The sequence below is a fragment of the Neorhizobium petrolearium genome, assembly GCF_017873175.1.
Lineage (GTDB): Bacteria > Pseudomonadota > Alphaproteobacteria > Rhizobiales > Rhizobiaceae > Neorhizobium > Neorhizobium petrolearium.
Genome location: NZ_JAGGJW010000011.1, coordinates 1 through 12,533, shown reverse-complemented (window position 1 = coordinate 12,533; position 12,533 = coordinate 1). Strand labels below are relative to the sequence as shown.

Sequence of the window (12,533 nt, the reverse complement as noted above, 5' to 3'; positions counted from 1 at the left end):
ATGAATCCGAAAAACCTCGCCTACATCCGCACCGAAATGCTGGGGCCGGAACCCGCCCCGCTCAGCACCAAGACCATCTCAGGCTGGATCAGGGCCAATCTGCTTGCAACGCCGAAGGATACCGCGCTGACGGTGATCGCCGCCGCCCTCCTGCTGTGGACCGTGCCCGGCATGCTCGAATGGCTGTTCTTCGATGCCGTCTGGTCGGGCTCTGACCGGAGCGTCTGCACGACGATCGTCCAGGGAGGCATCCAGCCGGACGGCTGGAAAGGCGCCTGCTGGGCCTTCGTGGGTGACCGCTTCCAGCAGTTCATGTTCGGCCGCTACCCATTAGACGAACGCTGGCGGCCGATGCTCGTCGCGATCCTGTTCGTGGCGCTGCTCGTGCCGATGCTCATTCCGAAAGTGCCGCGCAAGGGCCTCAATGCCCTGCTCTTCTTCGTCGTCTTCCCGATCGTCGCCTTCTTCCTGCTGCATGGCAACATCTTCGGTCTCAGAGAAGTGGAAACACCGCTCTGGGGCGGATTGATGGTAACCCTTATCCTCTCCTTCGTGGGGATAGCGGTATCACTCCCGGTTGGCATCCTGCTTGCGCTTGGACGCCGCTCAAACATGCCGGTGATCCGTATTTTCTGCGTCGGCTTCATCGAGATCATTCGCGGCGTGCCGCTGATCAGCGTTCTCTTCATGGCGAACGTGATGCTGCCGCTCTTCCTGCCGACCGGCTGGACGATCGACAATTTTCTGCGCGCTCTCGTCGGTGTGGCGATCTTCGCGTCCGCCTATATGGCCGAGGTTATCCGCGGCGGCCTGCAGGCGATCCCGAAAGGCCAGTCGGAAGGGGCCGATTCGCTGGGCTTGAGCTATTGGCAGAAGATGCGGCTGATCATCCTGCCGCAGGCGGTCAAGCTCGTCATCCCGGGAATCGTCAACACCTTCATCGGCCTGTTCAAGGATACCTCGCTGGTGTCGATCATCGGCATGTTCGACCTGCTCGGCATCGTGCGGCTCAACTTCACCGACACGACCTGGATCACGCCCGTCACGCCGATCACCGGCCTCATTTTCGCAGGCTTCATCTTCTGGCTATTTTGTTTCGGCATGTCGCGCTATTCCGCCTTCATGGAACGGCATCTCGATACGAGCCACACGCGGTAACCGCCGCGAAGGAAACACAAGGGGATAAAAATGGCTGAAGCCCAACTCAAGAAACTGACAGTCTCCACCACAGACGTTGCCGTCGAAATCATCAAGATGAACAAGTGGTACGGCGACTTCCACGTGCTGCGCGACATCAACCTCAAGGTCATGGGCGGCGAGCGCATCGTCATCGCCGGGCCGTCCGGCTCCGGCAAGTCGACGATGATCCGCTGCATCAACCGGCTGGAGGAGCACCAGTCCGGCTCGATCATCGTTGACGGCATCGAACTTACCAACGATCTGAAGAAAATCGACGAAGTGCGCCGCGAAGTCGGCATGGTATTCCAGCACTTCAACCTCTTCCCGCATCTGACGATCCTTGAGAACTGCACGCTCGCGCCGATCTGGGTCCGCAAGATGCCGAAGAAGGAAGCCGAAGAGATCGCGATGCATTATCTGCGGCGGGTCAAGATCCCGGAACAGGCCAACAAATATCCGGGCCAGCTCTCCGGCGGCCAGCAGCAGCGTGTGGCGATTGCCCGCTCGCTCTGCATGAAGCCGAAGATCATGCTGTTCGACGAACCGACGTCGGCGCTCGACCCGGAAATGGTCAAGGAAGTTCTCGATACGATGGTGAGCCTCGCCGAAGAGGGCATGACCATGCTCTGTGTCACCCATGAAATGGGCTTCGCGCGCCAGGTGGCGAACCGCGTCATCTTCATGGACCAGGGGCAGATCGTCGAACAGAACTCTCCGGCGGAGTTCTTCGACAATCCGCAGCACGAGCGCACAAAGCTCTTCCTCAGCCAGATCCTGCACTGAGCAGCCATTCGGCCTTGGCGATACGGGGGGCGTGTCAGCGCCCCGTTTTTTTCACCACTTGAATGAATAGCGGGCGTTGACGCTGGCAACGGGATCGGGCGCATCCGACGCCCGATCGAGAGCGCCACTGATCGTCATATGCCTGCCGAAATTCTTTTCAACGCCGATGCCGGCGCCGACGACCTTGAAACCATTGGTGCCAGACGCTCGACCAATGACCGCCAGTCCGCTTGGCCTGTGCGAGAGCCGCACGGACTGGCTGGCATCGACGCCGCACCATTCCCCGGACGCGCCGTCATAACGCATGCCGTAACTGCTCCGCCTCTCGATATCGATCGTCGGCGTCACGATCTCCTTTTCATAGTAATTCATGGTGATCGCCGCGCTGCCACTGCTGCCATCGAAATTGACACCGACGCCGCGGTTCATCTGATAGGCAGGCATCTCAATCTTCTCGGCCGTGAAATTGCTCCAGAACTTGATGGGCGTGTCGACAGGTGCGCCGCTTTTCGTGGTGTTCACTCCCATCGAGACGCCAGCCTCCGGCTCAAGCCGCGACGGCAATTTCAGGCCCAACTTGACGGAATAGCTGGTATCGGACGTCTTGGAAGGTTTCCAAATCAGTGGCTTGTCGTCCGCAGACGCGGAACCGGGGCCCCAAAAAGCCGCACTCATCAGTGCCGCCAAACCGGCAGCAAAAGTCTTAACGTTCATGAATAACAATCCCTACTTCGAAGGCCCATAAAACATCTGGTACGCTGGGATTGCAGCCTTCATGGCTGCCACACGCTCTTTCAAATATATGAGAGCAGTTTTCTGCCCCCCTCGACTGCGTGGTCGCTGATTCGCTTTGTCTTGCAAGCAAACATGAACAGTATATGAATAAATACGCCGCATCCGAAGCGATAATGCGGCGAACACGTGATTATGCGGTACGATGACATTTTCCTGCTGCAACGCGGCAACAGTCACCGTCCCGGAAGCCCATGATCGGCCTGGAAAGATGCGTCATACGAGAGAGGTACTAGCTGAGGGAAGGCATGAAAAGGCGTGCCGCGCGTTCGGCACGAGGTTTTCACCCATGTCTTAGGTACGTTTTGGCACCTATGTCTCCGGGCTGGACCCAGAGAAGATTGGCGACCCCTGCAGTTGTATCAATAAGTCTATTTCTCAGATGGTTGCGGGAAGGAAGCGCTCGCCTCGATTGCCGACCGGTCGAGAACATTGTTCGCTTTCGCCGTGCGCGTGGCCGCCGATGCCATCATGTCGAGCCGCTTGTCGATCGACGTGGAGAGACCCTCCAGCCGACCGAGCGAGCCGACTATCTTGTCCAGGGCGGGCGTGAGATCGGCAAAGCCGCGCGACATGCGGGTGCCCGCCGCGCCAGTGCGCTGCGCAGCCTGTTCCGCCTTTGCGGCAGACGAAGTGAGCCGATCTAGATCAGCTGCCGCGCCCGCCGCTTGGCTGCTATCGATCGCGAACCCGAGCTGTGCAACGGTCACCGGCGGTTACCTCTTGGAGGGGAAAAGAGCATCAAACAGGCGTGACGTAAGCGGACGTGTCGAGACCTGCACTTTGTCAGGCTCTTTCGACGCCTCGTCCTTTTTCTCGAAGTAGACGCGCATGCGGGTGGCATCCATCCGCTCTATGGCATCGAGGTGCCATGGCATCAGATGGATATGCCTCAGTTTCGCCCATGCATCGATCTGGGCTGGCTGGAGAGGGTTGATACCGTAGCCGGTCCCCTCCCTCGTCCGGTCCATTCTCCAGAACCAGTCCCAGACATGCCGCCCCGCAACCGGGATGCGAGGCTTCTTCCCCGGCTCGCGGGCCTTGTAGGTCTTGGTGAGAAGCACTTTGGTCATGCTCGTACCCCTATTTTTCGGACTTGTTAGTAACGTGCTGTTTGGGAACGATCGATAATCTCGTTGAGATCAACCGCGAGGAGGTTTTATGAAGCAGAATGAGTACATGGCAGGCTGGTTCAGCAATGCCTCCATCGCCGTCGGCGTCTCATTCATGGTTTCCGTGATCTTGGCCGTAATCGACGGCAAGGTGACGGAAAGCAACATCTGGATCTTCGCCACCTTCGTTCTGTTGTTCGCAGGTATTTCGATCTTCTTCGTTGTTTTCGGCTTCTTTTGTTTGAGACGTGAGGAGAAATCCATGTCTCCGGAGATCAGATACATACCGGTTGCCAGCTCGGCCGGTATTCACGAGCTAGATCGAGCGCTTCTTGGTTCTCCACACGAGCCGATTTCAAACCGTGTGGAAGTCGTAATTAGAGTGCGATAGCACGCCCCTGCACGATGAAGACGACGTTGGTCACGCTGTCGTAGTTGTGCGGGTCTACATTCACGATGTGGAAGTCCACGTCGCCGGCCGTCACGATGTCACCCACCTGGGGCACAATCGCGAGGCCAACCGACGAGATGTAAATCTGCCGATCCGCGCTGGTGATATTCGTCCCATCCACATATCGCTCGTCATAGGTCATCGGCACCAGCTTGGCCGGGTAGCTCGTCACCGTTGGGTCGCCGCCGAATATCGGATCGGGAGGCGTCGTGCGCTTGATGGTGCCTGACTGGCCGTATTTCGCGATCAGTCGCCGTGCCGTCTCCTGCGGGCGGGTGTAGAGCGCAGTTGCCATTTTCGACCGTTGCCCTTTCTTTATTGATTGCCGCCCATAGTTACCCATCAAGCGCATCAAGCGCCGAAAAAGGAGAATGGGGCTATGGGTTTATCTATTCTGGTCAGCATCTTAATCACCTTCCTCGTGATCGTGCTGGTTCTCTACCTGATCAACAGATTGCCGATTGACGCCCGGGCTCGACAAATCGCCCAGGTGATCGTCATCATCATCGGCATCATTTCCCTGCTGAAATATCTCGCCGTCTTCTAAACCACCAGGACTCCCGGCAGGCACGGCACGAGGAACGGCCACAGCCTGCCCTCGATCGCCGTAACGACAGGCGTGGCGAGCGCGACGATGTCGGCGATGTCGGCGATGTCCGTTGAAGTGGAGGTTGAATATTCGACCTCAAGCTGTCTGACCTTCTCGCGTTTCACCGTCGATGAGCCTGTCACCACCGGTGACAAACTGCCGGGATTGGTCAGTTCGAGGATGGCGGCTTCATACGAGGCGTTGATGATTGCCACCGGGATCTCGTTAGAAGGGATCGTCTCCCCATAATAGGTCGTGGCTCGGGTGCGCGGCCATGCGCGCTCCTGGGCGTATCCGCCGCTGCGGGAGCTGGGGGAGTTTCGGCTCGTACCGATCGATCACCAGAGCCGCGCCGGCGGGCAGCGGCGATCTGAGGATCAGTCGTACCCTCAGGTATGACATAGCCGGCGGCTGCCGCGTAGGTTTTGAACCCGTCGTCTGTTCCGTATCCGGCCATGTCGTTCTCCTGGGAGGAAGTCGACCCGGCAGCGAACTGCCGGGTTCTATATCAGGGCTGCGTTGCCAGCTCTTCGAGAGCGGCGATGATCTCGTCCTTCTTGGACGGGGTCTTTTCGCCGAGCAGCTTCGTGGTGGCAGACTTGAACGACATGAACTGGACGTTCGGGTCCTTCGCCATTTCGAGGACTTCGAGAGCAGTCTTCGGGCTTTCGGGTTCCTGATTGCTCGCAGCCTTTGAAGCGCCCTCGATCTTGAGGAAAGGAAGGCGCTTCGCCTTTTCCAGATCGACGCCTTCAAGCTCGACGTCTCGCGTCTCACCGGGCCGGACATAGACCGCCCGCCCATTCGAGCGGATGCCCTGCAATGCCTTGCTGTTATTGGTGACCTTCATGGATCAATCCTCCTATCAGGCCGGCGGCGCGGTGATTTCGTCGCCGCAGGCGGCAGCACCCGGCAGACGCCATTCGGTGCCGCCGGTACGGGCGATGATGCCGGTCTCGAAGCCCATGATCGATTTCTGGCGCGGCTGCAGCACCCGGCGCGGCATCGGCAGGTGGAAGCGGAAAACTTCCGTGTCCCGGCGATAAACGACCATTCGGCCGCCATCGTCCTGAGATGCGGTCGCAAGCTCGCGAAGCGGCTGGATATCGAGCGCCTGCCCTGTTTCCGCCGTGTAGACGTTGTTGCGGCGGATATATTCCAGCAGGGTCAACCTTGGCGATGGCGCTCTTGTCCATCAGCATCAGAGGCACGCGGACGAACTCGCCATCACGAACGACCTCGCCGCCAGTCTGCCCGACGGCATGGCCTTTCCAGTTTTCCGCCGTGACGTTCTCTTTCGGGTGATCATCGGTCACCGGGCGGTAGGCGTAGGAGTGCATCGCGCCCTTCGAAGACCTCCTCCTCCGGCCGGTAGACGCGCACCACCGCCTTGTCGCGGAATCCGTGCTTGTTCTCCGGATCGACTTCGGGGCCGGTGTAAAGCTGGATGCCGGTACGGGCCACGCGGGCGTCGGCAACGAGGTATCCATCCTGGGTACGGCGGAGGCCGTCCAGGATCACAGCGTCGAAAAGCTGCATGAGCAGGTCTCAAAAAAGAAGCCGCCCAGGGGCGGCTTTGGTGAACTTCACGTTGCGGGATGGGTGTCGAGGTTAGTCGCACTTATCCTGAGCGGCAGCAGTTTTGTTGCCCTTCTGCTGTGAGGCAACATCCTGACCAGACGTGGCGAGGTTGCTGCTTTCGCCCATTGGCATATTCCCACCATCTTTTTGCGGCGTCTTTGGAAGGGCGTCCGCACTGGTTGTCGTCGTTCCGGTTGGGGTCTCTGTCTTGGCCTGAGAGCCTGAATTTCCCTCCAGCGGAACATGGGTGCCATCCTTGGCGATCCCGGTCTGTGAATCCTTGTTCACGGATCCGGTCACATCGTGGCACTTTGCAAGGCTCGGTGTATAGCTAAAGACTGCCAGGGCGATTGCAGCCGAGATCGAAATAGTCCGTTTCATGGCATCATCCTCCTTCGCCAATGAAGCGTAACCACCGTCGACACCCTTTGTTCCGTAGTGGATGACGTCGTCTCAGTCTTCTCTCAGTTGCTCGAAGATTTCCGGGCCAAGGATGATTTTGCCCTGATACGGTTCGACCTGGGAGAGATCGATATCCCCGCCGATCTGGATCGAAATGTGTGGTTGGTATTCGGGCCAATCCCACGACGCGCCGTTCTCAATGATCTCGCGGTGACGCCACACCAGTTCCGGCGCTGTGATCAGCAGCGCCTTGTACTCGCCGTTCTGGCCGAGAGCATCCACCTGGCGCGGTCCACCCGCGCCGATCTCCAAGCGATCTGCCCAGCTTGTCCCGACTGCGAGCCAATCGATCGGCTGACGGCTATGCGCGATTGTTACGTGCAGATCAGGGACGACGTCCGTGAACCCTGCTCTTTCGCCCACCGGACGATCTCGGCACGGTTCAGCACATCACGGCGCACATGGAGGCGTCCGTGGCGCGGCGTCCTGTTGCTGCTGGCGGCCACCTGCCCGCTGCTCGCGTCGCGCGGATTCCAGCGCCAGCGCGGCGGCTTCTTCCTCCATGGTCGGCTCTTGCTCCTCGATTAGCCCATACTCTTCGACCGCCGCAGCGAGGCCCGGCAAGTTTCCGTCTTCCTCGATTCGGGAGATGAGCGCCTTTGAGACCGCCTCGCGGGTGATAAGCTCCTGGCCGGCAACCGTGCCCACGATCGAGCGTGCTGCTTCGGAATTGATCTTGAAGACCTCCGCCCGCTCCTTCTCCGTCTGGGTGTAGAGCGGTGCCCATTCATAATAGATGGCACCGTTGCGGCCGCCGGTAGCCGAGCGGATGCAGACCTCATCGAACCGCCACAGCGCCGGGGACAGCTTGTTCCGCTGGTCGGCGCTGATTTTGTCGTAGTAGTTCTTGAGCGTGACCTCGCCGTTCGATCCGAGGCCGCACGGCGCATCTTGAAGGAACCGCACCAGCGGGATATCTGCCGTGCCGGCCGCCACCTGAAGGTATTCCCGCAACAGCTCCGGGAACTGCGCGAAATTGATGGTCTTCTGCTCCCACTTCTCGCCGTCTGTCCCGTTCCCGTCCAACAGGAGCATATTGAATATACTCTTGAGGGTGGCGTAGGCTTCGGAGAAGGTCATGTTGCCGCCTCGCGCGGAACAGAGGAATCTCCTAGTTTGCTCCCGGCAATTGAAGGATGAACTTGATGCAGACGCCCTGGACGAAACCGGTTGTTGTTGCTGTCGGCGAGCCCCCGGTCGAGGCGACGGTAACCACCACACAGGGCGCTTCGTGGGCTCTCATTGAGGATTGGCCTGTCGAGGAAGGCCCGGCACTCACGCGTGCCCTGGCGATGTGCGCGGGCGTTCTGGAACGCAAGAACAAGCCTGACGAGGCTAGAAAAGCATTTGTCGAGGCAGCCCGAGAGGCTGGAGTATTGGTGAGTGCATAAGCGCTTCATGCGACCACCTCATCGAATTTGGTGACTTCATTTCCGAAGGAGTGCCATCCGGCGCGGCTCTCCCGGGCGAACACGTCCGCCCGGCGCGCGTGCGGCATAACGCGATCGCAGATGTCATAGAACTCGACTGGCTTGCGGCTGTGCTCGCGGGCGATTCCATTAAAGATCGCTTGTGGGATGGCCTGTCTGCTTTGGGTTTCCGAGGGTCGCGACGACAATAGCCTCGCCAGTAGTGCGGACGCGGTAGCCCGTACCCATGCGGATCTTTCCGGCCGGTGTGGTCTTTCGCCAGACCAGAAGAGACTTGTACTCGAAGCCCAGGCCTTGACACAGTCGATCGCCAGCGGAAGCTGCGGCGCTGTCGCCCAGCAGTAGAGGAGGCAATCCATCGAGGCGAGCCTGCCGACCGGGAGCGCCATAATGTCGGCATCCTTCATCAGGTCGTATTTCCCCAAGGCCGACTTCCTCGCACCTTCCTTGCTGTAAAGGTCGACCCCCCAGGGTGGATCGATGACGATCCGCTCGTAGTAGAGCGGAAGGAGCGGATCGAAGAACCAAGTCATAGCCGCCCCTCTGGGCCTTTAGTCCCACCCATGCCCCGGACCTTGGCCCAACGGGCGAAAATCGAGGAACGGCTACGCCTGTTTCGACTTTCCTCTGCAATTCGCACGTAAGATGGAACAACATGATCGAAGATCTCTGGGATAAGCCGATTGAGCTGATGATCGAAAACTCGGACCACTTCCGCAGCGTTAGCGGCAGCCGGGAGGCTATGGCCTGCCTGATGACTTGTTGGCCGACTACGGGAGGCAAGCACTTCTCGGCGGCCCGGCGAGCGTGCCTCGGTGCGATCGATGGCAAACTCAAAGGAGCCGTTGCGCACCGCGCTTTCGTAAGAGCCGCGGAGGAAGCCGGTATACTTCGCTCGTGATCCTTCGCCCATTCTATGCAGCTCATCCGGGAAACCGGGAGAATGCGCATGCTCGATGTAGACTGGAGAATACCGGTTTCGGTCGAACTCTACGGCCCGGGAAATCACGAGCTGATCTTCTGTACGGGAGACGCAGCAGACTGCCTTCTCAACGACTGGCCGGTGGATGACGGAGAGAATTTCCACGAGGCTCTCCGAACATTCATGCTCGTTATGGATGGCCTTGCGGAACCGGAGGAAGCGCGAGCTGCTTTTGTAGCGGCAGCCAAAGAGGCGGGGTTGTTGGTGATCGACTAACGTCATGCTGCGTCCCTTCCTTGCTCCCTCTCGGCGAGCGCCTTCAGATACGCACCCTTGATCTCCTCGAACCGGGCGATGTCGTATTCCTTGACGGCGATCTCGTTTTCGGGACGCGGGCGCTTTGAGCCGGGTCCGTGGTCGTCGAGCCAGGTCTTGGCGCTGGCAATGCGGCGATCGAGCCATGAAATCATTTCGGAGGGATCGATCAATTATCCGACCTCCGCTCTGGAGGTGGGCTTTCCGCCGGCTCGAAAAGTCGGCACGCTTTCGCGTAGTGCGGGATGAGCCGGTTCGCTTTGTTCAGGATAGGACGGTTGCAGCGAGCCTTCTTGATCTCGCAGGGTTTTGTCTCGTGCTTCTTCCCGAAGTATCCGGGATCGGCAGGTACGATTTCCGTGCCCCGCCCACTAGCTTCCTTGTCTGCCACACATGCCAGAACCGGCACTCGCGGCAGGTCTTTCCCTCTAGGCCCGTTCCCGCGATATGCGCCTGACCGAGATATGTATCGGCTACTGGAAGGCGCTCGGGCTCGTCGTGAAGGTCACTCAGAAGTGGTCAAGCACCGAGAACCTGCACCGCGACATCAAGATGACCCTCGGATACCGCGAGCAGGTCGTGAACATGCGGACCGGCGAGATCACCCTCGTCCCGGACAGCATCGCGCTCGACAAGATGGTGCATGCCGAGTTCTGCGAATTCATGAACCAGGCCATGGCACTGATTGCTGACACGGTCGGTTTTGATCCTTTGAGCTTCCTGGCAGAGGAGCGCGCAGCGTGAGCAGGCGCGAATTCACGAAGTCGGTCTATGCCGCGATCGTCAAACGCGCGATGCAGGCGAACGGCGAGATCGCTTGCGAAGGCTGTGGGCTCATCCTTGGCCGAAAGCCTTATCACATCGATCATACCGATACCGTTCCTGACGCATTGCAAATCGACAAGGGCCGCAAGCTCACAGCCGACGACGGCAAGCTTCTCGGCATCGAGTGCTGCCACAAACCGAAGACGGTTCAGGACCAAGGAAAGATCGCGAAGGCAAAGCGGAACAAGGCGAACCACCTCGGCTTTAAAACTGCACCCGCTAAAAAGCTCCGCGGTGCGCCCTTCCCCAAATCCTCAAAACCGAAGCACGAACGCCAGGCTCTCCCGCCGCGCCAGCTATACGAGGCAAAGCCATGACCGATATGTTACGCCTGGCCGTCGCCGCTGTATTGGAGGCCGACAAAGAACTCCGCTCGAACATGCCCCCGGGTTGGGAGGGCGATCCGCTATCCGACGAGATAGATGGGTTGCGCCGCATCTTCGAAGCCCCCCGCACCCCAGATGCATTTGGTGGGCAATCTACCACTGCTTAATGAAATAGACTGCACTGCCTCCGATAGCGGAGAAAGCCAAGATAAACAGGATCGCGCGGACGGTCCCCGTGATCATATTTGCCTCGTAGATGAAGTCGAAGAAGCTCCGTCTCCGGTTGGACATGCGGCACCTTTGTCTGCGTCGATTCACAATGCCGTGGCTAACGGTGCGATCGAACCTAGTCAATCAAGTTTCCGTACCGCCACCCGCGCCGCACTCCGAGAGGAGCAGTCGAAATGACGACGCCGGCTCCGGTAAAATCCGCCGACCTGAAACGCATGGCAGCTATTGCCAACCGGGGCGGCGTCCGCGTCGAAATCGAGGTAGACGGAAAAATTATCCGTGTTGCCCCCGATATCCCCACAATCCACAGCCAGAGGCCTGTTGAGAAAGAAGCGGACTTCGATTTCTAATGGAACACATGCCCCGCAAACCGTTCCTTTCTCGTGAGAAGAGCCGCCACGGCCGGCTCGTTTGGTATTTCAAACGGAACGGAAAGCGCATTCGGCTGCCTGACGAATACGGCAGCGCGGAATTCAACGCGGCTTACGAGAAGGCGCTCACGGGATCGACTATATCAGCGCCGGAAGAACCAAAATCGAAGACCGGGTCCTTCAAATGGCTCGTCGGACAATACAAGCGGAGTGCGCCTTTGCAGCCCTAGCGCCAGCAACACGACGTGCCCGAGACAATATCCTGAAACAGTTTCTGGCGGACCCAAAGAACGCGGATGGCCAGTTCGGGAAGATCACAAAGGCGCATATCAAGAAGGCGATGGACAAGCGCGCAGCTACTCCGAATGCGGCTAACAATCTCCTCAAGACGGTTAGCCACCTGTTCAAATGGGCGGTCGAGGCTGAACACCTCAACACAAAGCCCGTTGCCGGGGTTTCCAAGGTCAGCGTGAAGTCAGATGGCTTTCACACCTGGACCGTCGATCAGGTCGAAAAATTCCGCGCCCACCACAAACTCGGCACCAAGCCGCGCTTGGCCATCGACATCCTCCTCTTCCTTGGCCTGCGGAGATCCGATGCGGTTGTTGTCGGACGCCAACATATGAAAGACGAGCTCATCTCCTTGAGGACCGGCAAGACAGGCGCTTGGGTTTATCTGCCGGTCTTCAAGCAACTCAAGGAATCGGTCGAAGCCACGCCAATCGGAGACCTCGCATTTCTGACGACGGAAAAGGGAAAACCATTCAGCTCGGCAGCATCGTTCGGGAACTGGTTCGTGAAGCAATGCAAGGCGGCAGGGCTGCCGGATGAATGCAGAGCGCATGGGCTTAGAAAGGCAGGCGCCACCATAGCCGCCGATGAAGGCGCGACGGCCCATGAACTGATGGCGATGTTTGGTTGGTCAAGGCTGGCTATGGCTGAGGTCTACACGAAGGAAGCCGATAAAAAGAAGCTCGCCAGAGGCGCTTCGGAACGCCTGTCGAACAGAATGTAGGTCGCACCTATATCCCCGACTGGTCGCACCTTTAATAAATTCAACATCTTAGAGGTGCCCAACCCGAGAGATAGGTGACGTTTCGTACCGGAGACATGGGTAACACTTTTCGCTTTTTGGCGGGAGGTGTTGATGCCGTGGAAAGCGAC

Annotated in this window: 21 protein-coding genes and 3 pseudogenes; 11 read left to right on the top strand and 13 right to left on the bottom strand. The window is 58.9% G+C overall.

Features of this window, described 5'->3' with window-relative positions; translation table 11 throughout:
• Both J2046_RS20575 and J2046_RS20570 read left to right on the top strand, forming a co-directional pair.
• Window positions 1-1,158 carry an amino acid ABC transporter permease gene (locus tag J2046_RS20575; protein WP_210055092.1) on the top strand — a complete coding sequence of 386 codons (1,158 nt, stop codon included), beginning with the start codon at window positions 1-3 and terminating at the stop codon, window positions 1,156-1,158.
• A gap of 30 nt (window positions 1,159-1,188) precedes the next feature.
• The gene (locus J2046_RS20570) at window positions 1,189-1,962 is read left to right on the top strand and encodes an amino acid ABC transporter ATP-binding protein (RefSeq protein WP_210055090.1); all 774 of its coding nucleotides are present in this window, start codon (window positions 1,189-1,191) and stop codon (window positions 1,960-1,962) included.
• A 51-nt stretch (window positions 1,963-2,013) separates the two neighbouring features.
• Here the strand turns inward: J2046_RS20570 and J2046_RS20565 are convergent, their stop codons facing one another.
• The 3 genes from J2046_RS20565 to J2046_RS20555 form a co-directional block, all read right to left on the bottom strand.
• Window positions 2,014-2,676: a hypothetical protein gene (locus J2046_RS20565; protein WP_210055088.1), complete on the bottom strand. Its 663-nt coding sequence runs from the start codon at window positions 2,674-2,676 to the stop codon at window positions 2,014-2,016.
• Between the two features lie 449 nt (window positions 2,677-3,125).
• On the bottom strand, window positions 3,126-3,464 hold the full coding sequence (locus J2046_RS20560; protein WP_210055087.1) for a hypothetical protein: 339 nt from the start codon (window positions 3,462-3,464) through the stop codon (window positions 3,126-3,128).
• A gap of 6 nt (window positions 3,465-3,470) precedes the next feature.
• Window positions 3,471-3,827, bottom strand: coding sequence for a phage tail assembly chaperone (locus tag J2046_RS20555; protein ID WP_233470178.1), 357 nt, complete (start codon window positions 3,825-3,827; stop codon window positions 3,471-3,473).
• A gap of 88 nt (window positions 3,828-3,915) precedes the next feature.
• Between J2046_RS20555 and J2046_RS20550 the strand changes: the two genes are divergently transcribed.
• The gene (locus J2046_RS20550) at window positions 3,916-4,257 is read left to right on the top strand and encodes a hypothetical protein (RefSeq protein WP_210055085.1); all 342 of its coding nucleotides are present in this window, start codon (window positions 3,916-3,918) and stop codon (window positions 4,255-4,257) included.
• Here the strand turns inward: J2046_RS20550 and J2046_RS20545 are convergent.
• Window positions 4,244-4,612: a hypothetical protein gene (locus J2046_RS20545; RefSeq protein ID WP_210055083.1), complete on the bottom strand. Its 369-nt coding sequence runs from the start codon at window positions 4,610-4,612 to the stop codon at window positions 4,244-4,246. The two genes, J2046_RS20550 and J2046_RS20545, sit on opposite strands and share 14 nt — an antisense overlap.
• Before the next feature lie 84 nt (window positions 4,613-4,696).
• On the opposite strand from J2046_RS20545, the gene J2046_RS20540 reads away from it, so the two are divergent.
• Window positions 4,697-4,864, top strand: coding sequence for a Thivi_2564 family membrane protein (locus J2046_RS20540; protein WP_210055081.1), 168 nt, complete (start codon window positions 4,697-4,699; stop codon window positions 4,862-4,864).
• Here the strand turns inward: J2046_RS20540 and J2046_RS34260 are convergent.
• The 7 genes and pseudogenes from J2046_RS34260 to J2046_RS33910 form a co-directional block, all read right to left on the bottom strand.
• A pseudogene (locus tag J2046_RS34260) lies at window positions 4,861-5,363 on the bottom strand (DnaT-like ssDNA-binding protein). The gene J2046_RS20540 and the pseudogene J2046_RS34260 overlap by 4 nt on opposite strands.
• A 51-nt stretch (window positions 5,364-5,414) precedes the next feature.
• The gene (locus tag J2046_RS20530) at window positions 5,415-5,756 is read right to left on the bottom strand and encodes a hypothetical protein (protein WP_210055079.1); all 342 of its coding nucleotides are present in this window, start codon (window positions 5,754-5,756) and stop codon (window positions 5,415-5,417) included.
• Between the two features lie 15 nt (window positions 5,757-5,771).
• Window positions 5,772-6,077, bottom strand: a pseudogene (locus J2046_RS20525) (major capsid family protein); the annotation flags it as partial.
• Between the two features lie 55 nt (window positions 6,078-6,132).
• Window positions 6,133-6,445: pseudogene (locus tag J2046_RS20520) on the bottom strand (DUF2213 domain-containing protein); the annotation flags it as partial.
• A 72-nt stretch (window positions 6,446-6,517) separates the two neighbouring features.
• Window positions 6,518-6,868: a hypothetical protein gene (locus J2046_RS20515; protein ID WP_210055076.1), complete on the bottom strand. Its 351-nt coding sequence runs from the start codon at window positions 6,866-6,868 to the stop codon at window positions 6,518-6,520.
• A 72-nt stretch (window positions 6,869-6,940) separates the two neighbouring features.
• Complete coding sequence (locus tag J2046_RS33915) at window positions 6,941-7,312, bottom strand: hypothetical protein (RefSeq protein ID WP_233470175.1); 372 nt, start codon at window positions 7,310-7,312, stop codon at window positions 6,941-6,943.
• A 27-nt stretch (window positions 7,313-7,339) separates the two neighbouring features.
• The gene (locus tag J2046_RS33910; RefSeq protein WP_233470174.1) at window positions 7,340-8,029 is read right to left on the bottom strand and encodes an anti-CBASS protein Acb1 family protein; all 690 of its coding nucleotides are present in this window, start codon (window positions 8,027-8,029) and stop codon (window positions 7,340-7,342) included.
• A gap of 65 nt (window positions 8,030-8,094) precedes the next feature.
• Here J2046_RS33910 and J2046_RS20505 point away from each other — a divergent pair, with 65 nt between their 5' ends.
• Window positions 8,095-8,340, top strand: a complete 246-nt coding sequence (locus tag J2046_RS20505; protein ID WP_210055075.1) for a DUF982 domain-containing protein — start codon at window positions 8,095-8,097, stop codon at window positions 8,338-8,340.
• A 5-nt stretch (window positions 8,341-8,345) separates the two neighbouring features.
• On the opposite strand, the gene J2046_RS20500 is transcribed toward J2046_RS20505, so the two are convergent.
• Window positions 8,346-8,912 (bottom strand): MT-A70 family methyltransferase, encoded by a 567-nt coding sequence (locus J2046_RS20500; RefSeq protein WP_210055073.1) that lies wholly within the window; start codon window positions 8,910-8,912, stop codon window positions 8,346-8,348.
• A 122-nt stretch (window positions 8,913-9,034) separates the two neighbouring features.
• On the opposite strand from J2046_RS20500, the gene J2046_RS20495 reads away from it, so the two are divergent.
• Both J2046_RS20495 and J2046_RS20490 read left to right on the top strand, forming a co-directional pair.
• The gene (locus J2046_RS20495; protein ID WP_210055071.1) at window positions 9,035-9,280 is read left to right on the top strand and encodes a DUF982 domain-containing protein; all 246 of its coding nucleotides are present in this window, start codon (window positions 9,035-9,037) and stop codon (window positions 9,278-9,280) included.
• Window positions 9,281-9,328: 48 nt separating this feature from the next.
• On the top strand, window positions 9,329-9,577 hold the full coding sequence (locus tag J2046_RS20490; RefSeq protein ID WP_210055069.1) for a DUF982 domain-containing protein: 249 nt from the start codon (window positions 9,329-9,331) through the stop codon (window positions 9,575-9,577).
• Window positions 9,578-9,579: 2 nt separating this feature from the next.
• Here the strand turns inward: J2046_RS20490 and J2046_RS20485 are convergent, their stop codons facing one another.
• Window positions 9,580-9,789 carry a hypothetical protein gene (locus J2046_RS20485; RefSeq protein WP_210055067.1) on the bottom strand — a complete coding sequence of 70 codons (210 nt, stop codon included), beginning with the start codon at window positions 9,787-9,789 and terminating at the stop codon, window positions 9,580-9,582.
• Window positions 9,790-10,063: 274 nt separating this feature from the next.
• On the opposite strand from J2046_RS20485, the gene J2046_RS20480 reads away from it, so the two are divergent.
• The 4 genes from J2046_RS20480 to J2046_RS20465 all read left to right on the top strand — a co-directional run bounded on the left by J2046_RS20480 (window position 10,064) and on the right by J2046_RS20465 (window position 12,384).
• Window positions 10,064-10,360, top strand: coding sequence for a hypothetical protein (locus J2046_RS20480; RefSeq protein ID WP_233470173.1), 297 nt, complete (start codon window positions 10,064-10,066; stop codon window positions 10,358-10,360).
• Window positions 10,357-10,758, top strand: coding sequence for a hypothetical protein (locus J2046_RS20475; protein ID WP_210055065.1), 402 nt, complete (start codon window positions 10,357-10,359; stop codon window positions 10,756-10,758). Before J2046_RS20480 ends, J2046_RS20475 begins: the two co-directional genes overlap by 4 nt.
• A gap of 413 nt (window positions 10,759-11,171) precedes the next feature.
• Window positions 11,172-11,348 carry a hypothetical protein gene (locus J2046_RS20470; RefSeq protein ID WP_210055063.1) on the top strand — a complete coding sequence of 59 codons (177 nt, stop codon included), beginning with the start codon at window positions 11,172-11,174 and terminating at the stop codon, window positions 11,346-11,348.
• A gap of 361 nt (window positions 11,349-11,709) precedes the next feature.
• Window positions 11,710-12,384: a tyrosine-type recombinase/integrase gene (locus J2046_RS20465; protein WP_233470172.1), complete on the top strand. Its 675-nt coding sequence runs from the start codon at window positions 11,710-11,712 to the stop codon at window positions 12,382-12,384.
• Window positions 12,385-12,533 lie beyond the last annotated feature (149 nt).